We start from the raw sequence: 21,525 nt of genomic DNA on the forward strand, positions 1-21,525 counted from the left end.
GCCTGGCGAGGCCGGAACGACAGGATACGCCCCGTGGTCCAGAGTCAGGCGAAAGCCACCCCCACCCCCCCGACCGATGCCGCGCCGGAGGAGGAGATCGCCTATCTCGCCAAGCGGCACCGGGTGACCCCGGCGATCGTGCGCGAGATCATCCGCCGCATCGGCTCGGCCGAGCGCAGCGCGGTCGAGCGCGAGATCCAGCGCGGCAAGGCCCGCCGCTGAGGCGGGCCCCGGCCCCGTGCCCCGCCGCGGCGGGGCACGGGGAGTTCCGACCGGAGCCTAGTACCGGTACTGATCGGCCTTGAACGGCCCGGCCTGGTCGACGCCGATATAGGAGGCCTGTTGCGGCGAGAGCTTGGTCAGCTTGGCGCCGACCTTCTCAAGATGCAGCGCCGCCACCTTCTCGTCCAGGTGCTTCGGCAGCACATAGACCTTCCGCTCGTACTTGCCCGGGTTCGACCAGAGCTCGATCTGCGCCAGGGTCTGGTTGGTGAAGCTCGCCGACATGACGAAGCTCGGATGCCCGGTGGCGTTGCCGAGATTCACCAGCCGCCCCTCGGAGAGCAGGATGATGCGCTTGCCGTCGGGGAACTCCACCTCGTCGACCTGCGGCTTCACGTTGTGCCACTTGTAGTTCTTGAGCGCGGCGACCTGGATCTCGCTGTCGAAATGCCCGATGTTGCAGACCACGGCGCGGTGCTTCATCTGCCGGATGTGGTCGAGGGTGATGACGTCCACATTCCCGGTCGCGGTGACGAAGATGTCGGCGCGCGGCGCCGCCTCCTCCATCGTCACCACCTCGTAGCCCTCCATCGCCGCCTGCAGGGCGCAGATCGGGTCGACCTCGCTCACCATCACCCGGCAGCCGGCGTTGCGCAGCGAGGCGGCGCTGCCCTTGCCGACATCGCCGAAGCCCGCGACCATGGCGATCTTGCCGGCCATCATCACGTCGGTGCCGCGGCGGATGCCGTCCACCAGGCTCTCGCGGCAGCCATAGAGGTTGTCGAATTTCGACTTGGTGACGCTGTCGTTCACGTTGATGGCGGGGAAGAGCAGCTTGCCCTCCTTGGCCATGGTGTAGAGCCGGTGCACGCCCGTCGTCGTCTCCTCCGAGACGCCGCGGATCGACTTGGCCAGCCGGCCGAACCAGCCCGGCTTCTCCTTCAGCGCCACCAGGATCAGCGCGAAGAAGGCCTCCTCCTCCTCGTTCTGCGGCTTGTGCAGGAAGGCGGTGTCGCCCTGCTCGGCGCGCAGGCCGTAATGGACGAGCAGCGTCATGTCGCCGCCGTCGTCGAGGATCATGTTCGGCTCGCCGCCATCGCCCCATTCCAGGGTCTTCTGCACGTATTCCCAGTATTCCGGCAGGCTCTCGCCCTTCACCGCGAAGACCGGCGTGCCGGCGGCGGCGATGGCGGCCGCCGCGTGGTCCTGGGTCGAGAAGATGTTGCAGGAGGACCAGCGGACATCGGCGCCGAGGGCCTTCAGCGTCTCGATCAGCACCGCGGTCTGGATGGTCATGTGCAGGCAGCCGGCGATGCGGGCGCCCTTCAGCGGCTGGGACGGGCCGTAGTCCCGCCGCACCGCCATCAGGCCGGGCATCTCGTCCTCGGCCATGGCGATCTCCTTGCGGCCCCAATCGGCGAGCGAGAGATCCTTCACGATGTGATCGGCGGCAACGGCCATGACGCGGCTTTCCTCGATGGCTGGGGCGCACCCTGCGGCGACGTGGCCAGGCAGGGCCGCGATGGGGCCCGATTGACGGGGCGGCGGGCCGAAGGCGCCGGCGCACCCGATCCCGACGCCCGCTCTAGCACGGCCATAATGCCCTGGCCAGCACTGGCCACAAGGCATAAGCATGTCTTTATGTTCGGGCAAAAATTGAAGAAAATCAGACCGCAAGCCTCTCCCTTCCTTGCCTCGGCGGCGGCTTGCCCGCATCGTCCGGCGCGGCGGCTCCCATGCGGGCCCAAGGGAGGAATTCCATCGTGACATCGCGCCTCATCGCGCTCGGCCTCGGTGCCGCGCTGCTCCTGCCAGCCCTCGCCGGGGCGCAGCAGCCCCCGGTGCCCGGCTGGCAGCAGGGCCGGCCGGGCAGCATGGCCGGCTCGTCGCTCGCGCCGAATGCGCCGAAGCTGACGGCGACGCCGCTCGACCAGGTACCGGTCGGCAAGCTGACCCTGCCGGCGGGCTTCAAGGCCGAGGTCTATGCCCATGGCATGACCGGCGCCCGCATGATGGCGCTCGGCTCCGGCGGCACGCTCTTCATCGGCACCCGCACCATCGGCCGGGTCTATGCGGTGAAGGACGGCAAGGTGCACACCATCGCCTCCGGCCTGCCGCAGCCGAACGGCGTCGCCTTCAAGGACGGCGCGCTTTACGTCATCGCCATCAACCGGGTGCTGCGCTTCGACGGCATCGAGGGCAAGCTCGACAATCCCGGCACGCCCACCGACCTCACCGCCGCCTTCGACCTGCCGAAGGACGAGCACCATGGCTGGAAATTCGCCAGCTTCGGCCCGGACGGCAAGCTCTACCTGCAGGTCGGCGCCCCCTGCAACATCTGCAAGGTGGACGAGGATACGCATGCCGTGCTGCTGCGCTTCAACCCGGACGGCTCCGGCCGCGAGGTGGTGGCGCGCGGCGTGCGCAACAGCGTCGGCCAGGCCTTCCACCCGACAACCGGCCAGCTCTGGTTCACCAACAACGGCCGCGACTGGGCGGGCGAGGACCAGCCGCAGGACACGCTCGCCGTCGTGCAGCGGATCGGCGAGCATTTCGGCTTCCCCTGGTGCCATATGGGCAGCATGCCGGACCCGGAGATCACCGGCCGCGCCTGCTCGGAATTCGCCCAGCCCGCGCTGCTGCTCGGCCCGCATGTCGCGGCCCTCGGCCTGCGCTTCTACACCGGCGGCATGTTCCCCGCGGAGTACCGCAACAGCCTCTTCATCGCCCGGCACGGCTCCTGGAACCGCACGGAGCGCAGCGGCTACGACGTGGTGAACGTCACCTTCGACGCCCAGGGCAAGCCGCAGATGCGGCCCTTCCTCGGCGGCCTGCTGCAGGGCAACAGCTTCCTCGGCCGGCCGACCGACGTGCAGATGCTGCCCGATGGCTCGCTCCTCGTCTCCGACGAGCAGGCCGGCGCGATCTACCGCATCACCTACGGCCCGTGAGGCCGTTGCGGGCCCTCCTGCCGGCGGCGGCCCTGCTGGCCGCCACCCTCCTCCCCGCCCTGGTCCCCGCCCCGGCGCGGGCCGGCGACCCGCAGCGCGGCGAGGCGCTGGCCCGGGACCGCGCCTGCGGCGGCTGCCATGGCGAGGCGGGCCTCTCCGGCGAGCGCGGCGTGCCCTCCCTGGCCGGGCAGCAGGCCGAGTACCTCACGCTGCAACTCATCCTGTTCCGCGAGCGGCTGCGCACCGATCCGCCCATGCCGGATCTCGCGCAGGGGCTCGACGATGCCGCGGTGGAGGACCTCGCCGCCTTCTATGCCGGGCTGCCGCCGGGCCCGGCGCCCGACCGCGGGCCGCCAGAGGCGGCGGCGCTGGCGGCGGGCGCCGGGCTGTCGGAGCAGCTGCGCTGCGGCATCTGCCACAAGGCCGATTACCACGGCCAGGCGCAGGTGCCGCGGATCGCCGGCCAGCGCGAGGAATTCCTGCAGCACGCGCTGACCGCCTATCGCGACAACCAGCGGCACGGGACGGACACCAACATGAACGCGGTGATGCACGGCGTCTCGGATGCCGAGATCGCCGCCATCGCCCACTACATGGCGCACCAGCCCTGAGCCGGAGGCGGGCGAGGCCCGCCGGCATCGCCGGGCGCGAGGGGTTGCCATCCGCCCTGGCCCCGGCGCCCGCGGAGGGCGGGACCGGCGGACCGGGGTCATCCTGATCAGGACCCGCTCCAACGCGGCCTGGACGGGCCGCAGGCTTTCACCGTTGTCGGCCGGCGCCGGTGGGGCTATCCCGGCAGCGACATGGACGCGACCACCGGCACCCCTCCCGGCGCGGCGCGGCCGGAGGGCCCCCTGCCCGCCTATCGCGCGCGGATCGCCGCCGGCCGGCTGAAGCCCGACCCGGCCCAGGCGCTCGCGGCGGAGACGCTGCAGGATCTCTGGCGGCGGCTGCGCGGCTACGACCCGCAGCTGGAGCCGCCGGAGCCCGATGGCTTCCTCGCCCGCTTCTTCCGCCGCAAGCCGGCCCCCGAGGCGGTGGATGCGACGCCGCAGGGCCTCTACCTGGTCGGCGAGGTCGGGCGCGGGAAATCCATGCTGATGGATCTCTTCTTCGCCTGCGCCGAGGTGCCGCGGAAGAAGCGCATCCATTTCCACCAGTTCATGCAGGACTGCCACCAGCGCATCCATCGCTGGAAGAAGGCGCATCCGGGCGAGTCGGACCCCATCCCGCCGCTCGCCGACAGCATCGCGGCCGAGGCCTCGCTGCTCTGCTTCGACGAGTTCCAGGTGCATGACATCACCGATGCCATGATCCTCGGCCGGCTCTTCGAGGCGCTCTTCGCCCGCGGCGTGGTGGTGGTGGCGACCTCCAACACCGCGCCCGACGACCTGTTCAAGGGCAAGCCGGGGCGGGACGCCTTCCTGCCCTTCATCGCCCTGATCAAGCAGCGCCTGAACGTCCTGCACCTCGAGGCCGAGCGCGACTACCGGCGGGAGCGCATCCGCGGGCTGCCGACCTGGCACAGCCCGCTCGGCGCCCGGGCGGAGCGGGCGCTGGACGCCGCCTTCCTGGAGCTGACCGGCGAGGCGCATGGCACGCCCTGCCAGCTCAAGGTCCTCGGCCGGGTGATCGAGGTGCCGGAGGTGACGCGCGGCGTGGCCCGGGCCGATTTCGACGCGCTTTGCGGCAAGCCGCTCGGCCCGGCCGACTACCTGGCGCTGGCGACGCATTGCCACACCCTGGTGCTGGACGGCGTGCCGCGCCTCGGGCCAGAGAATTTCGACCGGGCGCGGCGCTTCATCACCCTGGTCGACGCCCTCTACGAGCATCGTTGCAAGCTCGTCGCCTCGGCCGCCGCGACGCCGGACGCCCTCTACGAACAGGGCGAGAACGCGGCGATGTTCGAGCGGACGGCGAGCCGGCTGATGGAGATGCAGAGCCAGGACTACCTGGCCCTGCCGCATCTGACCTGAGCCTCCCCGGCCCGGCCGGACGGGTCGCCGGGGACGATATGCAACTTGATTGGTTGCATATGGCTGCCACCGGGCGGATTCGCGCTTGCGGGCGGTTCCGCCCTGCGGCGATCCGCCCCAACCCCATCGAGCGGATTCACGCCTGCGGGCGGTTCCGCCCTGCGGCGATCCGCTCTAGCGTGCAGCCATTCGCGCCCTGGCGAGCGCCTTGTCCCCCCGGACGGCGGGGAGTAGGAGTGCGCCGCAACATTATTCCAACGATCCTGGCGAAGGACGGCTCATGGCCCGTAAGAAGATCGCGCTGATCGGCGCCGGCAACATCGGTGGCACCCTCGCCCACCTGATCGGCCTGAAGGAGCTCGGCGACGTCGTGCTCTTCGACGTCTTCCCGGGCGTCGCCGCGGGCAAGGCGCTCGACATCATGCAGTCCGGGCCGGTGGATGGTTTCGATTCCGCCATGTCCGGCGCCGGCGACTATTCCGCGATCGCGGGCGCCGATGTCTGCATCGTCACCGCCGGCTTCCCGCGCATGCCGGGGATGAGCCGCGACGACCTGCTGACCAAGAATGCCGAGGTCATCGCCAAGGTCGGCGAGGGCATCAAGACCTATGCCCCCGACGCCTTCGTCATCTGCATCACCAACCCGCTCGACGTCATGGTCTGGGTGCTGCAGCAGAAGTCCGGCCTGCCGCCCGAGAAGGTGGTCGGCATGGCCGGGGTGCTGGACAGCAGCCGCTTCCGCCTCTTCCTGGCGCAGGAATTCGGCGTCTCGGTCGAGGACGTGACCGCCTTCGTGCTCGGCGGCCATGGCGACACCATGGTGCCGCTGACCCGCTACTCCACCGTCGCCGGCATCCCCATCCCCGACCTGATCAAGATGGGCTGGACGACGCAGGAGAAGATCGACGCCATCGTCACCCGCACCGCCAATGGCGGCGGCGAGATCGTCAAGCTGCTGGAGAAGGGCTCGGCCTTCTACGCCCCGGCCGCCTCGGCCATCGCCATGGCGGAGAGCTACCTGCTCGACAAGAAGCGGGTCCTGCCCTCGGCGGTGCTGCTGAACGGCGAATACGGGCAGTCCGGCTTCTATGTCGGCGTGCCGGTGGTGATCGGCGCCAAGGGCGTGGAGCGGATCGTCGAGGTGCAGTTCACGGCCGAGGAGAAGGCCGCCTTCGAGAAGAGCTGCGACGCGGTGAAGAAGCTGATCGCGGACTTCAAGAAGCTCGGCGTCTGAGGCTTCGGCCCAGGTGGCCAGGGGCCGGGGGACGCCCCCGGCCCGTCCCTTCCGGCCGGGGTCCGGCCAGCAGCGCATGAGGGCCAGCGGATGAACATCCACGAGTACCAGGCGAAGGAGCTGCTGCGCCGCTACGGCGTCGCCGTGCTCGACGGCCATGTGGCCTGGACCCCGGAGGAGGCGGCGGCGGCCGCGGCGAAGCTGCCCGGGCCGGTCTATGTGGTGAAGTCGCAGATCCATGCCGGCGGCCGCGGCGCCGGCCGCTTCCAGGACGACCCGCAGGGCAAGGGCGGCGTCCGGGTGGTGAAGTCGGCCGAGGAGGCGAAGGCCGCCGCCGCCGCCATGATCGGCCACACCCTGGTCACCAAGCAGACCGGGCCGCAGGGCAAGGTGGTTTCCCGCGTCTATGTCGAGGCTGGCTGCGACATCAAGCGCGAGCTCTATCTCGGCCTGCTGGTGGACCGCGCCACCTCCCGCCTCACCATCATGGCCTCGACCGAGGGCGGGATGGAGATCGAGGAGGTCGCCGAGCACCACCCCGAGAAGATCCTGAAGGTCGCGGTGGACCCGGCCTCGGGCATCTCCGGCTTCCATGCCCGCAAGCTCGCCTTCGGCCTCGGCCTCGAGGGCAAGCAGGTGGCGAGCTTCACGAAATTCGTGACCGCCCTCTACAGGGCGGTGCTCGAACTCGATTGCGCCATCGTCGAGATCAACCCGCTGGTCGTCACCGGCGCCGGCGAGATCGTGGCGCTGGATGCCAAGATCGCCTTCGACGACAACGCCCTGTTCCGACACAAGGACCTCGAGGCCCTGCGCGACGACAGCGAGATGGACCCGAAGGAGCTGGAGGCGGTCAGGAACGACCTGAACTACGTCGCGCTCGACGGCGAGATCGGCTGCATGGTGAACGGCGCCGGCCTCGCCATGGCGACGATGGACATCATCAAGCTCTATGGCTCCTCGCCGGCGAACTTCCTCGATGTCGGCGGCACCGCGACGGCGGAGCGGGTGACCGAGGCCTTCCGCATCATCACCTCGGACGCCAACGTCAAGGCGATCCTGGTCAACATCTTCGGCGGCATCGCCAAGTGCGACATGATCGCCTCCGGCATCGTGGCGGCGAGCAAGAACCTCTCCCTCTCCGTGCCGCTGGTGGTGCGGCTGGAGGGCACGAATGTCGAGCGGGGCAAGCAGATCCTGGCCGAGAGCGGGCTGGCCATCATCCCCGCGGACAACCTGGCCGATGCCGCCGAGAAGGTGGTCAACGCGGTGAAGAAGGCGGCCTGAGCCATGGCGATCCTCGTCGACGAGACCACCAAGGTGATGACCCAGGGCTTCACCGGCGCCCAGGGCACCTTCCATGCCGAGCAGGGCATCGCCTACGGCAGCAAGTATGTGGGCGGCGTGACGCCGGGCAAGGGCGGCACCACCCATATCGGCCTGCCGGTCTTCGACACGGTGGCGGACTGCGCGGCGGCGACCGGCGCCGATGCCTCCGTCATCTACGTGCCGCCGCCCTTCGCCGCGGATGCGATCCTGGAGGCGATCGATGCGGGCATCCCGCTCGTCATCTGCATCACCGAGGGCATCCCGGTGCTCGACATGGTGCGGGTGAAGCGGGCGCTGTCGGGCTCGCGGACGCGGCTGATCGGGCCGAACTGCCCCGGTGTCATCACCCCCGATGCCTGCAAGATCGGCATCATGCCGGGCCATATCCACCGCCGCGGCTCGGTCGGCATCGTCTCCCGCTCCGGGACGCTGACCTATGAGGCGGTGGCGCAGACCACCGCGGCCGGGCTCGGCCAGTCCACCTGCGTCGGCATCGGCGGCGACCCGGTGAAGGGCACCGATTTCGTCGAGGTGCTGGAGATGTTCCTGGCCGATGACGAAACGAAGTCGATCGTCATGATCGGCGAGATCGGCGGCCAGTCCGAGATCGAGGCGGCCGAGTTCCTCGGCCGCGAGAACCGCGGCGCCGGGGCGAAGCCGGTGGTCGGCTTCATCGCCGGCGCAACGGCCCCGCCCGGCCGCCGCATGGGCCATGCCGGCGCCGTCATCTCCGGCGGCAAGGACACGGCGGCGGCGAAGATGGAGGCGATGCGGTCGGCCGGGATCCATGTGGCCGAGAGCCCGGCGGCGCTGGGCTCGACCATGGTAAAGGCGCTGCGGGGCTGAGCCCCGCCGCCATGCCCCGGCCCAGCCCGGGCCGGGGCGGCGAAAACGCTGCGGCTGCCATGCGGCAGGGCCGGGAATCGTCGCCGCCCCTGCCGCAGCGCCGCCACAATGACTATGTTATGCGGCGCGCGGCCCGGCCTTGCCGGGACCGCGCGTTCTGCGCACAGACCTGAAGGTTGCCGCCGGCCCCTGATGGGCGGCCGGCACGGAGAGAAACATGGCCGGAGTGGATATCCTCGCCAGCGCGATGACGGGGGCGAATGCTGCCTTCCTCGCCGATCTCTACGCCCGCTGGGTGGAAAAGCCGGACAGCGTCGAACCCTCCTTCGCCGAGCTCTTCGCCGCCCTGGACGACGATGCGCGGGCGGTGCTGACCGATGCCTCGGGCGCCTCCTGGGCGCCGCGGCCGCGCGGCGGCTTCGCGCCGGAGCCGGAGGCGCCGCCGGCGCCGAAGGGGCGCGGCGCGGCGGCGGACCCGGCGACGATCCGCGCCGCGCAGCTCGATTCGATCCGCGCCCTGATGCTGATCCGCAGCTACCGGGTGCGCGGCCATCTGGAGGCGCAGCTCGACCCGCTCGGCCTGCAGCGGCCGAAGCCGCATCCCGAGCTGGACCCGGCCACCTACGGCTTCACCGAGGCCGACTGGGACCGGCCGATCTTCATCAACGGCGTGCTCGGCCTCGAGAGCGCCTCGGTCCGCCAGATCATGGAGGTCTGCCGCGCCACCTATTGCGGCCCGATCGGCGTCGAGTTCATGCACATCCAGGACCCGGACCAGAAGGCCTGGATCCAGCAGCGCATGGAAGGCGCCCCCTGGACCAGCGCCTTCGACCGTGCGGGCAAGCGGCTGATCCTCGAGCAGCTCACCGAGGCCGAGGGCTTCGAGGCCTTCTGCGCGAAGAAATACGTCTCGACCAAGCGCTTCGGCCTGGAGGGCGGCGAGAGCACCATCCCGGCGGTGCAGGAGGTGATCGAGAGCGCGGCGAAGGCCGGCGTGAACGAGATCGCCATCGGCATGGCGCATCGCGGCCGGCTGAACGTGCTGGTGAACGTGGTGAAGAAGCCCTTCACCCAGGTCTTCTCGGAATTCGCCGGCGTCGGCGCCAACCCGGACGACGTCCAGGGCTCGGGCGACGTGAAGTACCATCTCGGCACCTCGACCGATGTCGAGATCGCCGGCCGGACCATCCACCTCTCGCTGCAGCCGAACCCCTCGCATCTCGAGGCGGTCGATCCGGTCGTGGTCGGCAAGGTGCGGGCGCGCCAGGACATGGCGGGCGACACCCGCACCCGGCGCTCGGTGATGGGCATCCTGCTGCATGGCGACGCCGCCTTCGCCGGCCAGGGCCTGGTCTACGAGACCATGGCGATGAGCCAGCTCATCGGCTACCGCACCGGCGGCACGGTGCACATCGTCACCAACAACCAGATCGGCTTCACCACCGTGCCGGCGCACGCCTATTCCGGCCTCTACTGCACCGACATCGCCAAGTCGGTGCAGGCGCCGATCTGGCACGTGAACGGCGACAACCCGGAGGCGGTGGTCTTCGTCTCCCGCCTCGCCGCCGAGTTCCGCCAGCAATTCGGCACCGATGTGGTGGTCGACATCGTCTGCTACCGCCGCCACGGCCATAACGAGAGCGACGAGCCGGCCTTCACCCAGCCGATCATGTACGGCCGCATCCGCGAGATGAAGACGACGCGGACCCTCTATGCCGAGCAGCTGGCCGCCGAGGGCAGCATCCCGGCCGAGGAATCGCAGGCGGTGCTGAACGCCTTCACCCAGCGGCTGGAGGAGGCGCACCAGGCGGCGCAGACCTTCAAGCCGAACAAGGCGGACTGGCTGGAGGGCCACTGGTCCGGCCTGAAGCCGGCTGGCGCCGAGGATTCGGTCGAGCAGCTGCAGTCCACCGCCGTGCCGCTCGAGACGCTGCGCGAGGTCGGCGCCGCCCTGGCCCGGGTGCCGGAGGGCTTCGCCGTCAACCCGAAGATCGCCCGCCAGCTCGAGGCCAAGAAGCAGGCGATCGAGAGCGGCGAGGGCATCGACTGGGCGACCGGCGAGGCGCTCGGCTTCGGCACGCTGCTGCTGGAGGGCCACCGCGTCCGCCTCTCGGGCGAGGACGTGCAGCGCGGTACCTTCAGCCACCGCCATGCGGTTCTGGTCGACCAGAAGACCCAGGCCGAATACGTGCCGCTGAACAACATCCGCGACGGCCAGCCGCGCTTCGAGGCCTTCAACAGCCTGCTCTCCGAATTCGGCGTGCTCGGCTACGACTACGGCTACTCGCTGGCCGACCCGCACACCCTGGTGCTGTGGGAGGCGCAGTTCGGCGACTTCGCCAACGGCGCGCAGGTCATCATCGACCAGTTCATCGCCTCGGCCGAGACCAAGTGGCTGCGCATGTCGGGCCTCGTCATGCTGCTGCCGCACGGCTACGAGGGCCAGGGGCCGGAGCATTCCTCGGCGCGGCTGGAGCGCTACCTGCAGCTCTGCGCCGAGCGCAACATGCGGGTCTGCAACCTGACCACGCCGGCCAACTACTTCCACGCGCTGCGCCGGCAGCTGAAGGCGAACTACCGCAAGCCGCTGGTGCTGATGACGCCGAAGTCGCTGCTGCGCCACAAGCTCGCGGTCAGCAGCCTCTCGGAATTCGGCCCGGGCAGCGCCTTCCGCACCGTGATCCCGGAGATCGACGCGATCGCGCCGGAGGAGGAGGTGCGGCGCGTCGTGCTCTGCTCCGGCAAGGTCTATTACGACCTGCTGCAGGAGCGGCGCGACAAGGGCGTGAAGGACGTGGCGATCCTCCGGCTCGAGCAGATCCATCCCTTCCCAGTCAACGCGCTGAAGACGGTGCTCGCGCCCTACCGCAACGCCGAGCTCCTCTGGTGCCAGGAGGAGCCCGAGAACATGGGCGCCTGGACCTTCATCGACCGGCGGCTGGAGAAGGTGCTGCGGGAGATCGGCATCAAGGCGCAGCGGCCCGACTATGTCGGCCGCAAGGAGGCGGCGAGCCCGGCCACCGGCCTCGCCAAGGTGCATCAGCAGGAGCAGCAAACCCTGGTGCGGGAGGCGCTCGGCCTCTGACGGCGCGGCCCGGGCCGAACTCCGCCCGGGCCATGCCGCCGGATCACCGGCACCCCGCAGGAAGGCGATGAGGACGATGGCGACCGAAATTCTCGTGCCCACCCTGGGCGAAAGCGTCAGCACCGCGACCGTCGCGCGCTGGTTGAAGAAGGCCGGCGAGGCCGTGAAGGCCGACGAGCCGCTGGTGGAGCTCGAGACCGACAAGGTGACGGTCGAGGTGAATGCCCCGGCCGCCGGCGTCATCGAATCCATCGCCGCCGACGAGGGCGCCGAGGTGGAGCCGGGCGCGGTGCTCGGCAGCATCGCCGCCGGCGGGGCCGCCGCCGCGCCGGCCAGGCCGCAGCCGCAGACATCCGAGCCGGCCCCCGCCCCGGCCGCCGCGGCGCAGCCGAAGGTGGAGCCGCCGCGCCAGCCCCAGGGGCCCGTTGCCGTGCCGGGCGCGGCCGGCCACGCGCCGTTGCCGGCCGCCGCCAAGCTGATGGCCGAGCGCGGCGTCGGCGCCGAGCAGATCGGCGAGGGCAGCGCCAAGGATGGCCGCATCGCCAAGGGCGACGTGCTCGACTTCCTCTCGCGCCCCGCCGCCGCCCCGGCCGCCGCCGCCGCCAAGCCGGCGACGCAGCGCGCGCTCGACGAGGGCGAGGAGCGGGTGAAGATGACGCGGCTGCGCGTCACCATCGCCCGCCGGCTGAAGGAGGCGCAGAACACCGCCGCCATGCTCACCACCTTCAACGAGGTGGACATGGGCGCGGCGATGGCGCTGCGCAGCGAGTACCGCGACGTCTTCGAGAAGCGGCACGGCGTGCGCCTCGGCTTCATGTCCTTCTTCGTGAAGGCCTGCGTCGCCGCGCTGAAGGAATTCCCCGCGGTCAATGCCGAGATCGAGGGCGACCAGGTCATCTACAAGCATTTCGTGCATATGGGCATCGCGGTCGGCGGGCCGAACGGCCTGGTGGTGCCGGTGCTGCGCAATGCCGACCGGATGGGCTTCGCCGAGATCGAGAAGACGATCGGCAATTTCGGCAAGCGCGCCCGCGACGGCCAGCTGAAGCTGGAGGAGCTGGCCGGCGGCAGCTTCACCATCACCAATGGCGGCATCTACGGCTCGCTGATGTCGACGCCGATCCTGAACCCGCCGCAATCGGGCATCCTCGGGATGCACAAGATCCAGGAGCGGCCGATGGCGATCGGCGGCAAGGTCGAGATCCGCCCGATGATGTACATCGCCCTCTCCTACGATCACCGCATCGTCGACGGGAAGGAGGCGGTGAGCTTCCTCGTCCGGGTCAAGGAGAGCGTCGAGGATCCGCGCCGGCTGATGCTGGATATCTGACGCCGGAGCGCCGCGCCGGCCCGGCCCGCCCTCCGACGGAGGGCGGCGCCGGTGCCGCTTCGGCGCGTCCTGCGGGCGCCCGCCCCGCCACCGCCCCCGTCAACGGTCTGGCGTGAATTCGCGGCCAGGATGCGGCATCGCTCCTGCGGGGGCCGCGCAGCCTCCCATGGCCTGACCGCCCGCGGCGCTGCATCCCACCGCACACGGACACTCCGTATTTCTGCGGCGCCCCGCGCCGGATTTGCTATCATTTCTGCAAAAGGGTCGGCGCCGGAGGATGCGCCGCCCGCCCCGGGAGACAGTCACATGCGTTCCTTCGAAGGCCAGTTCTCCGACAACCGTCCGCTGAAGCGCACGCGGGAGGAGAAGATGCGCCTCCTCGCCGAGCTGAAGGAGACGATCCGGACGCTGAAGCCGCACACCTCGCCGGAGCTGCGCAGCTCCATCGCCGGCAAGATCCGCGAGCTCGAGGCCGACCTCGCCGCGCCGCCGCCGCCGCCGCGCGAGCGCCGGGTGCCGACGCACCAGCAGGACCAGTTCGGCGGCGGCCCGCGGCCGCCGCGCCGCCCGCGCCCGCCGCGGGAGTTCTGACGCGCCGCCGCGACAACCGCACACCCCTCCGGCCCCGCCCCTGGACCGGTGCAGCCCGGGCGGGCAGCATGCGACGAACCGAGGGGAACGTCGCATGCGGCTCAAGGACAAGACGGCCATCATCATCGGCGCCGGGCAGAGTCCCGGCGAGGGCACGGGCAACGGCCGCGCCACCGCCATCCGCTTCGCGCAGGAGGGCGCGCTGGTGCTCTGCGCCGACCGCGACCTCGCCTCGGCCGAGGAGACGGCGCGGCTGGCCGGCAACGGCGCCGTTGCCATCGAGGCCGATGCGATGCGCGAGGCGAGCCTCGCCGCCGCCATCGCCGAGGCGGTGCGGCGCTGGGGCCGGCTCGACATCCTGCACTACAATGTCGGCATGTCGCTCGCGGGCGGCGACGCGCCGCCGACCGAGATCACCGAGGAGGCCTTCGACCGCGTCACGGCGGTGAATCTCCGCGGCTTCGTCATGGCGGTGAAGCACGCGCTGCCGGTGATGCGGCAGCAGCAGGAGGGGGTGATCCTCTCCATCTCCTCCGCCGCGGCGGTCGAGAGCTACCCCTATGTCGCCTACAAGACCACCAAGGCGGCGATGATCGCCTTCACCGAGCAGGTGGCGAACCAGAACGCCCCGCACGGCATCCGCTGCAACACCATCCTGCCGGGGCTGATGGACACGCCGATGGCGGTGGACACCCGCGTCCGCCACACCGGCCGCAGCCGCGCCGAGGTGGCGGCCGAGCGCGACGCCAAGGTGCCGCTGCGGCGCAAGATGGGCACGGCCTGGGACGTGGCCAATGCGGCGCTCTTCCTCGCCTCGGAGGAGGCGGGCTTCATCACCGGGGTGGCGCTGCCGGTCGATGGCGGACGGCTGGTGCAGATCGGGTAGGGCGCCGGCCAATCCCGGTAGCGGCGGCCCCTCCGTTACGGGTCCGCCACGACACGCGCTTGTTGACCCCGCATGCTGGACTGGCCCCGGGCTGAAGGGCTAGGGTGGGGGCATGTCGATCATCGGACCGCTCACCGCGCGAATTACCGGCCCGGCCGCCTGAGCCGCGTCGCCCGAGGGGTGGCGCGCCATGCAGCCGGGTTCGCCTCCCTCCCCGCGCCTCATCCCGGAGCCAGTCCGATGTCCGACGTCGTCGCAGCACGATTCCTCGTCACGGCCGATGTGTCACCCGGCCTTCTGCCCCGCCTCCTGCAGCCTCTCGCGAAACGCGATCTCGTCGCCGACCTGTTTCATGTGGAACGGGAGGGCGAGGTGGTGCGGGCCGAGCTGGTGTTGCATGCCATGCCGGCCGAGATGGTGCATCTGGTCGCCGGCAATCTCGGCCAGGTGGTTGGGGTGCATGCGGTGCTCACGGAGCGGCTGCCGCTGCTGCGCGCCGTCGCCTGAGCGCCCGGGCCACCCCGGCGCTCGGGGCCAGGCTGCCGCTGCACCGCCTGCTCCGGGCTTCGTGACAGAAACCGACGGCTGAGAGGGGAACGCTCACGGCGCGGCACGCCTAACGTGCCGTCACGCCGAGGGGACATGGTCGATGCTTTGGGACGCCTTCCCCAGCGCGCTTGACCTAGCGCGCTTCCAATTCGCCTTCACCGTCACCTTCCACTTCCTCTTCCCCGCCTTCACCATCGGCCTGGCCAGCTACCTCGCGGTGCTGGAGGGGTTGTGGATCTGGACCGGCCGCTCCCTCTACCTCGACCTCTTCCGCTACTGGCTGAAGGTCTTCGCCGTGAACTTCGCCATGGGCGTCGTCTCCGGCATCGTCCTTTCCTACCAGTTCGGCACCAATTGGTCGGTCTTCGCCGACCGCACCGGCCCGGTGCTGGGGCCGCTGCTCGGCTACGAGGTGCTGACCGCCTTCTTCCTCGAGGCCGGCTTCCTCGGCGTCATGCTCTTCGGCCTCGGCCGGGTCGGGCGCGGGCTGCATTTCGCCGCCACCTGCCTGGTGGCCATCGGCACGCTGATCTCGGGCTTCTGGATCCTCGCCGCCAATTCCTGGATGCAGACGCCGACAGGCTACATCCTCGGCCCCGACGGCCGCTTCCTGCCCGGCGACTGGTGGGAGATCGTCTTCAATCCCTCCTTCCCCTTCCGCTACCTGCACACCATCACCGGCGCCTATCTCACTACGGCGATGATCGTCGGCGCGGTCGGCGCCTTCCACCTGCTGCGCGACCGCTGGAACGAGCGGGCGCGGGTGATGTTCAGCATGGCGATGTGGATGGCCGCCGCCGTCGCCCCGGCCCAGGCGGTGTTCGGCGACATGCAGGGGCTCTGGGCGCTGCACTACCAGCCGCAGAAGGTGGCGGCGATGGAGGGCCACTGGGAGACGCAGCGCGGCGCGCCGCTCATCCTCTTCGGCCTGCCGGACATGGAGCGGCAGGAGACGCGGCTGGCCCTCGGCATCCCACGTCTCGGCAGCCTGATCCTGAAGCACGAATGGGATGGCGAGGTGCTCGGGCTGAAGGCCTTCCCGCCCGAGGCGCGGCCGACCAACGTGCCGCTCGTCTTCTGGTCCTTCCGCATCATGGTCGGGCTCGGCCTGCTGATGATCGCGCTCGGCATGGTCTCGCTCTGGCTGCGCTGGCGGCGGGCGCTGCACGAGCGCGACTGGTTCCTGCGCTGGGCCGTCGCCATGGGCCCCTCCGGCCTGCTCGCCGTCACCTTCGGCTGGATCACCACGGAGGCGGGGCGGCAGCCCTATACGGTCTATGGCCACCTCACCACGGCCGAGAGCGTCAGCCCGATCGCGGCGCCGGCCGTGGCCACCTCGCTCGTCCTCTTCATCGTGGTCTACTTCGTCGTCTTCGGCGCCGGCATCTGGTACCTGTTCCGTCTGTTCCGGCACCCGCCCGAGGCGGAGGAGAGCGGCGCCGAGTCCGAGCCGCCGATCCGCAGCGCCGGCATCACGCCGGCGCCCTCGGTCAACCCGGACCGGGCCGCCGAGGCCCGGCCGCAGCCGGCGGAGTGAGCCCATGTCGGCCGAGACCATCGCCACCATCTGGGCCTTCCTGATCGCGACGGCCGTCTTCCTCTATGTCTGCATGGACGGCTTCGACCTCGGCGTCGGCATCCTGTTTCCCTGGATCCATGGGAAGGAGGACCGGGATCTCGCGGTGAACACCGTCGCCCCGGTCTGGGACGGCAACGAGACCTGGCTGATCCTCGGCGGCGGCGGCCTCTTCGCCGTCTTCCCGCTGGCCTACGCGACGATCATGCCGGCGATCTACATGCCGATCATCGTCATGCTGCTGGCCCTCGTCTTCCGCGGCGTCGCCTTCGAGATGCGCTTCCGCGCCGCGACGCCGGGGCAGCATGCCTGGTGGGACCGCTCCTTCTCCGGCGGCAGCTATGTGGCGACCCTCGCCCAGGGCATCGCCCTCGGCGCCCTGGTGCAGGGCGTGGAGGTCCAGGGGCGGGCCTATGCCGGCGGCTGGTGGGACTGGCTCTCGCCCTTCTCCATCGTCACCGGCCTCGCCCTCCTCGCCGGCTACGGGCTGCTCGGCGCCTGCTGGCTGGTCTGGAAGACCGAGGGCGAGCTGCAGGAGCAGGTGCGCGGCCTGGCGCGCGGCCTCGGCTGGCTGACGCTCGGCTTCATCGCCCTGGTCAGCGCCGTGGTGCCCTTCCTGCTGCCCGCCTTCCGGGACCGCTGGTTCGACTTCCCGGTGATCCTGACCGCCCTGCCGGTGCCGATCCTGGTGGTGGTGCTGGCCTGGCGGCTGTTCCGCGGCCTCGACGAGGCCGGGGGCGGGCGCGAGCACCGGCGCGTGGTCTGGCGCGACGGCATCCCCTTCGCCTGCGCCCTTGGCCTGTTCTTCCTCGCCTATACCGGGCTCGGCATCTCGATCTGGCCGACCATCGTGCCGCCCAGCATCACCATCTGGGAGGCGGCGGCGCCGCGGGATTCGCAGCTGTTCCTGCTGGTCGGGGCGGTGGTGCTGATCCCCGTGGTGCTGGCCTATACCGGCTATGTCTACTGGCTGTTCCGCGGCAAGGTGAAGGCGGGCGAGGGCTATCACTGAGGATGGGCCGCCGCCTGCTCTGGTTCCTCGCCCTCTGGGCGGCGGGTGTGGTGACGGTGGGCGCCATCGCCCTCCTGCTGCGGACGGTGCTGCGGAGCTGAAGCGCGCCTGAACCGATCGGGTGCCCGATGCTCTGGGGGCCTGCCGCGCGCCCCTGGACCATGGTCCAGGCCTTTGTTCGATCGCGTGATTCACGCTTGTCGGCGGGTCCACCTCAAGCGATCACGCCCTAGAGCATGTCCTGCGAACGTCCGTTCACCTGCAATGCTCTAGGTGTTTGTTTTTACGAGCATCTTCACCTGTCCGGATGAGGTCATCCGGACAGGATCTGCTCTAACCGAACGGCTGTTCCCGCAGCCGCTCATAGGCGGCGCGCACCAGCGCCGACCCGTAGCGCCGCTCCAGCCGCCGCACCGTGAAATGCGCCCGGGCGATGCCGCGGAAATGCTCGAGGAAGGCGAGGTTCACCGCCACGCCGCCCGCCGCCCCCACCACCGGCGCCGCCTGGGCCGAGAGCTTGAAGGCCACCGGCACGCCGAAGCGGGCGGCGATGGCGCCGAGGAAGCCCGGCAGGAATTGCGCCACGCCGCGCCCGACCGCGCTCTGCACCGCCTCGGCCAGGGCCAGGCGCAGCGCGAAATAGCCGCTCTCCGCCTCGTCATCCTGCGGGTTGCGGCCGCCGAGGGCGAAGACCTTCAGGCATTCCGCCTGCACCTGCGGGTCCGAGAGGTCCTCGCCCTGCTCGGCGGCGATCGCCGCCACCTGGCGCAGCAGCAGGGTGGTCGAGACCGGCAGCTCCATCAGCGTCCCCGGCAGACCGAGCGCCCCGCCCGCCGCGCCCGAGGCGGCGAGCAGCCCGCGATGCAGCCATTCCCCGGGCAGCCGCGCCGGGCGGCGCTCCGGCCCGCTCAGCAGCGCGGTGCGCAGCGCGGCGAGCAGGGCCCGCCTCACCGCCCCGTCGATCATGCCCTGGGCGCCGGACGGCAGGCGGCGCTTCAGCGCCTCCACCGTGCCGCCGACCAGCGCGGCGAGGCGGACCGGCAGGGAGGTGCCCTCCAGCACTACCACGGCGGCATCGAGCTCGGCCAGGGCCGCATCGGACAGGGCGAGCTCGGGCAGGGTCGGGGCGGGATGGCTGGTCTCGGTCATCGCGGGGGTCACAACCTTCGGGGATGGCGCCGGCTTCGCCCGGCCCCCAGGATGTGGGGAAGCCCCGGGAGACGTGCCATGGATGGCAGCCTTGCCCCCGCGATGATTCGCACCGCCTGCCCCCATGATTGCCCGAGCGCCTGCGTGCTGGAGGTGGAGCGGCTCTCGCCCGCCCGCATCGGCCGCGTCCGCGGCTCGGCCAGCTACGACTACACCGCCGGCACCTGCTGCGCGAAGGTCGCCCGCTATGCCGAGCGGGTGCACCATCCCGGACGGCTGGCGCAGCCCCTGGCGCGGCTGGGCGCCAAGGGCGAAGGGCGCTTCGCGCCCATCGCCTGGGGCGAGGCGCTGGACCGCATCGCCGCGGCCTTCCGCGCGGCGGCGGCGCGGCACGGGCCGGAGGCGGTCTGGCCCTATCACAGCGGCGGCACGCTCGGCGTGCTCTCCCGCTGGGGCATCGACCGGCTGCGGCACGTGATGGGCTATTCGCGGCAGAAGAGCACCATCTGCGTCACCCCGGCCGAGAGCGGCTGGAAGGCCGGGATCGGCGCCGCCCGCGGCAGCGACCCGCGGCGCCTGGCCGAGGCCGACCTGATCCTGATGTGGGGCGGCAACCCGGTCGCCACCCAGGTCAACCTGATGTCGCACATCCAGGCGGCGCGGAAGCGGCGCGGCGCCAAGCTCGTCGTCATCGACGCCTATCGCTCGCCCTCGGTCGAGGCCGCCGATCTCGGCCTGGTGCTGCGCCCGGGCACCGATGCGGCGCTCGCCCTCGCCCTGATGGCCGCGGCGCTCGAGGCCGGCGTCGCCGACCGCGACTTCCTCGCCCGCCACACCGACTGGTCGCCGGAGGTGGAGGCGCATCTCCGCCGCCATTCCATCCCCTGGGCGGCCGAGGTCACCGGCCTCGCGGTGGCGGAGATCGAGGCCCTGGCGCGGCTCTATGTCGGGACGCCGCGCCTCTTCCTCCGCGCCGGCGTCGGCTTCAGCCGGCATCGCAACGGCGCCGCCACCATGCATGCCGTCTCCTGCCTCGCGGCGCTGACGGGTGCCTGGGCGCGGGAGGGCGGCGGCGCCTTCTTCTATGCGCTGGAGGGCTGGGGGCTGGATACGCGCCTCGCCTGGGCGAGCGACCGGATCGATCCCAGGGTGCGGGTGCTCGACCAGTCGCGCATCGGCGCGGTGCTGAACGGCGAGCCGGCGGCGCTCATGGGCGGCCCGCCAGTCACCGCCATGCTGATCCAGAACGCCAACAGCGCCGAGGTGGCGCCGGACAGCCATGCGGTGCGGCGCGGCCTGGCGCGCGAGGACCTGTTCCTCGCCGTGCACGAGCAATTCCTGACCCCGACCGCCGCCTTCGCCGATATCGTGCTGCCGGCGACGACCTTCCTCGAGCAGGACGACATCATGATGGGCCTCGGCCACACCGCGCTGACGGTGGCGCCGCGGGTGATCGCGCCGCAGGCCGAGGCGCGCTCGAACCATGCGGTGGTGCAGGGCCTGGCGGCGCGGCTCGGCGCCGAGCATCCCGGCTTCGGGATGAGCGATGTCGAGATCCTGGACGCGACGCTGCGCGCCTCCGGCCATGGCGGCTGGGCGGCGGCGGTCGAGGCGGGCTTCCTGCCGGTCGCGGTCGACATCCCCTCGGGGACGGATTTCGCCGGCTTCCCGCAGCCCGACGGGCGCTTCCGCTTCCAGCCGGACTGGGCGGCGCTCGGCCCCTATGGGGCGGAGATGCCGCGCCTGCCGAGCTATTGGCAGAAGCTGGAATGGGCCGGGCCGGAGACGCCCTTCCGCCTGATCACCCCGCCGGCCCGCAGCTTCCTCAACACCAGCTTCACCGAGACGCCGGGCTCGCGGAAGCGGGAAGGGGCGCCGCGGCTGCGGGTGAACCCGCGGGACGCGGCGCGGCTCGGCATCGCCGATGGGGGGCGGGTGCGCATCGGCAATGCCCGCGGGGCGCTGACCATGGCGGCGATGCTGTTCGAGGGCGTGCTGGAGGGGGTGCTGGCGCTGGAGGGCATCGCGCCCAGCGACGCCTTCCCCGAGGGGATCGGCGTGAACTCATTGGTTGGCGCCGATCCGGTGGCGCCGGCGGGCGGCGTCGCCTTCCACGACATCGCGGTATGGCTGCGGCCGGCGGAGTAGGCCGGCGGCTCAGCCCCGCAGCCGCGTGTTGTCGCGGAGCCAGGCGGCGAATTCCGCCTCCGGCAGCTCGCCGGCGGCGAGGTCGAGCACCGCGACCGCGGCTTCCGCCTGGTCGGCGACCAGGTCGAGGCCATTCAGCATGAGGAAGACGCCAGCCGCCGTCAGCCCCGCACGCTTGTTCCCATCCACGAAGGGGTGGTTGCGCACGATGCCGGCCGCATAGGCCGCCGCCAGGCGGCACAGATCCGTCTCGCCCTCATAGGCATGGAGGTTGCGTGGCCGCGCCATGGCACTGTCGAGCAGGCCCTCGTCGCGCATCCCCTCGGCCCCGCCGAACTCGGTCAGGCTTTCGAGATGCAGGAGCTGCAAGGCGCGCCGGGAGACCCAGCGCGGCTCGGTCATTTCGCCAGGATCCGGAAGGTCTCGCGATAGCGCTTCATCAGCTCGCGCCCATGGGTGAGCTGTTCCTCGATCTCCGGCTCGTGCCGGCGCAGCAACAGGCTGCCATCCGGCGTCTCGACCACCTGCAGGCTATCCCCTTCATCGACCCGCAGCCGGCCCAGCAGCTCCTTCGGCAGGACCAGCCCCACCGAATTGCCGATCGCCCGCAGCTTCAGGGTCGCCATGACACTCTCCTGTCG

19 protein-coding genes and 1 pseudogene are annotated in these 21,525 nt (G+C 71.0%); 16 read left to right on the top strand and 4 right to left on the bottom strand.

Annotated features, from left to right (window positions below; translation table 11 throughout):
• The first annotated feature begins 33 nt into the window (after positions 1–33).
• The gene (locus DOO78_RS07700) at positions 34–222 is read left to right on the top strand and encodes a hypothetical protein (RefSeq protein ID WP_111469166.1); all 189 of its coding nucleotides are present in this window, start codon (positions 34–36) and stop codon (positions 220–222) included.
• A 57-nt stretch (positions 223–279) separates the two neighbouring features.
• Here the strand turns inward: DOO78_RS07700 and ahcY are convergent, their stop codons facing one another.
• Entirely contained in the window at positions 280–1,683 is a 1,404-nt protein-coding gene (gene ahcY, locus DOO78_RS07705; protein ID WP_111469167.1) for an adenosylhomocysteinase, read from the bottom strand.
• Positions 1,684–1,985: 302 nt separating this feature from the next.
• Between ahcY and DOO78_RS07710 the strand changes: the two genes are divergently transcribed.
• The 14 genes and pseudogenes from DOO78_RS07710 (at position 1,986) to DOO78_RS28080 (ending at position 17,688) form a co-directional block, all read left to right on the top strand.
• The gene (locus DOO78_RS07710) at positions 1,986–3,173 is read left to right on the top strand and encodes a PQQ-dependent sugar dehydrogenase (protein ID WP_243634448.1); all 1,188 of its coding nucleotides are present in this window, start codon (positions 1,986–1,988) and stop codon (positions 3,171–3,173) included.
• A complete protein-coding gene (locus tag DOO78_RS07715) occupies positions 3,170–3,784 on the top strand; it encodes a c-type cytochrome (RefSeq protein ID WP_111469169.1) in 615 nt (204 codons plus the stop codon). Before DOO78_RS07710 ends, DOO78_RS07715 begins: the two co-directional genes overlap by 4 nt.
• Positions 3,785–3,976: 192 nt before the next feature.
• On the top strand, positions 3,977–5,149 hold the full coding sequence (gene zapE, locus DOO78_RS07720) for a cell division protein ZapE (protein ID WP_111469170.1): 1,173 nt from the start codon (positions 3,977–3,979) through the stop codon (positions 5,147–5,149).
• A gap of 280 nt (positions 5,150–5,429) precedes the next feature.
• Positions 5,430–6,383 (top strand): malate dehydrogenase, encoded by a 954-nt coding sequence (gene mdh, locus DOO78_RS07725; RefSeq protein WP_111469171.1) that lies wholly within the window; start codon positions 5,430–5,432, stop codon positions 6,381–6,383.
• A gap of 87 nt (positions 6,384–6,470) precedes the next feature.
• A pseudogene (gene sucC, locus DOO78_RS07730) lies at positions 6,471–7,670 on the top strand (ADP-forming succinate--CoA ligase subunit beta); the annotation flags it as partial.
• A gap of 3 nt (positions 7,671–7,673) precedes the next feature.
• The gene (gene sucD, locus DOO78_RS07735) at positions 7,674–8,558 is read left to right on the top strand and encodes a succinate--CoA ligase subunit alpha (RefSeq protein WP_111469173.1); all 885 of its coding nucleotides are present in this window, start codon (positions 7,674–7,676) and stop codon (positions 8,556–8,558) included.
• Between the two features lie 217 nt (positions 8,559–8,775).
• On the top strand, positions 8,776–11,643 hold the full coding sequence (locus DOO78_RS07740; protein WP_111469174.1) for a 2-oxoglutarate dehydrogenase E1 component: 2,868 nt from the start codon (positions 8,776–8,778) through the stop codon (positions 11,641–11,643).
• 76 nt (positions 11,644–11,719) lie between these two features.
• A complete protein-coding gene (gene odhB / locus DOO78_RS07745) occupies positions 11,720–12,973 on the top strand; it encodes a 2-oxoglutarate dehydrogenase complex dihydrolipoyllysine-residue succinyltransferase (protein WP_111469175.1) in 1,254 nt (417 codons plus the stop codon).
• A 306-nt stretch (positions 12,974–13,279) separates the two neighbouring features.
• Positions 13,280–13,564 (top strand): hypothetical protein, encoded by a 285-nt coding sequence (locus DOO78_RS07750; protein WP_111469176.1) that lies wholly within the window; start codon positions 13,280–13,282, stop codon positions 13,562–13,564.
• A gap of 94 nt (positions 13,565–13,658) precedes the next feature.
• Entirely contained in the window at positions 13,659–14,450 is a 792-nt protein-coding gene (locus tag DOO78_RS07755; RefSeq protein WP_111469177.1) for an SDR family NAD(P)-dependent oxidoreductase, read from the top strand.
• Positions 14,451–14,690: 240 nt separating this feature from the next.
• Positions 14,691–14,957: a hypothetical protein gene (locus DOO78_RS07760; protein ID WP_111469178.1), complete on the top strand. Its 267-nt coding sequence runs from the start codon at positions 14,691–14,693 to the stop codon at positions 14,955–14,957.
• Between the two features lie 142 nt (positions 14,958–15,099).
• Entirely contained in the window at positions 15,100–16,536 is a 1,437-nt protein-coding gene (locus DOO78_RS07765; RefSeq protein ID WP_111469179.1) for a cytochrome ubiquinol oxidase subunit I, read from the top strand.
• Positions 16,537–16,540: 4 nt separating this feature from the next.
• On the top strand, positions 16,541–17,587 hold the full coding sequence (cydB, locus tag DOO78_RS07770) for a cytochrome d ubiquinol oxidase subunit II (protein ID WP_111469180.1): 1,047 nt from the start codon (positions 16,541–16,543) through the stop codon (positions 17,585–17,587).
• Positions 17,588–17,589: 2 nt separating this feature from the next.
• Positions 17,590–17,688, top strand: a complete 99-nt coding sequence (locus tag DOO78_RS28080; protein WP_111469181.1) for a DUF2474 family protein — start codon at positions 17,590–17,592, stop codon at positions 17,686–17,688.
• A gap of 232 nt (positions 17,689–17,920) precedes the next feature.
• Here DOO78_RS28080 and DOO78_RS07780 read toward each other — a convergent pair whose 3' ends face one another.
• Positions 17,921–18,736 (bottom strand): EcsC family protein, encoded by an 816-nt coding sequence (locus DOO78_RS07780; RefSeq protein ID WP_111469182.1) that lies wholly within the window; start codon positions 18,734–18,736, stop codon positions 17,921–17,923.
• Positions 18,737–18,814: 78 nt separating this feature from the next.
• Here DOO78_RS07780 and DOO78_RS07785 point away from each other — a divergent pair, with 78 nt between their 5' ends.
• Complete coding sequence (locus DOO78_RS07785) at positions 18,815–20,884, top strand: molybdopterin-containing oxidoreductase family protein (RefSeq protein ID WP_207802827.1); 2,070 nt, start codon at positions 18,815–18,817, stop codon at positions 20,882–20,884.
• 9 nt (positions 20,885–20,893) lie between these two features.
• On the opposite strand, the gene DOO78_RS07790 is transcribed toward DOO78_RS07785, so the two are convergent.
• Positions 20,894–21,286, bottom strand: coding sequence for a type II toxin-antitoxin system death-on-curing family toxin (locus tag DOO78_RS07790; protein WP_111469183.1), 393 nt, complete (start codon positions 21,284–21,286; stop codon positions 20,894–20,896).
• Positions 21,283–21,510: an AbrB/MazE/SpoVT family DNA-binding domain-containing protein gene (locus DOO78_RS07795; RefSeq protein WP_111469184.1), complete on the bottom strand. Its 228-nt coding sequence runs from the start codon at positions 21,508–21,510 to the stop codon at positions 21,283–21,285. Before DOO78_RS07795 ends, DOO78_RS07790 begins: the two co-directional genes overlap by 4 nt.
• Positions 21,511–21,525: the final 15 nt, after the last annotated feature.

This window comes from Roseicella frigidaeris (assembly GCF_003258945.1).
GTDB lineage: Bacteria > Pseudomonadota > Alphaproteobacteria > Acetobacterales > Acetobacteraceae > Paracraurococcus > Paracraurococcus frigidaeris.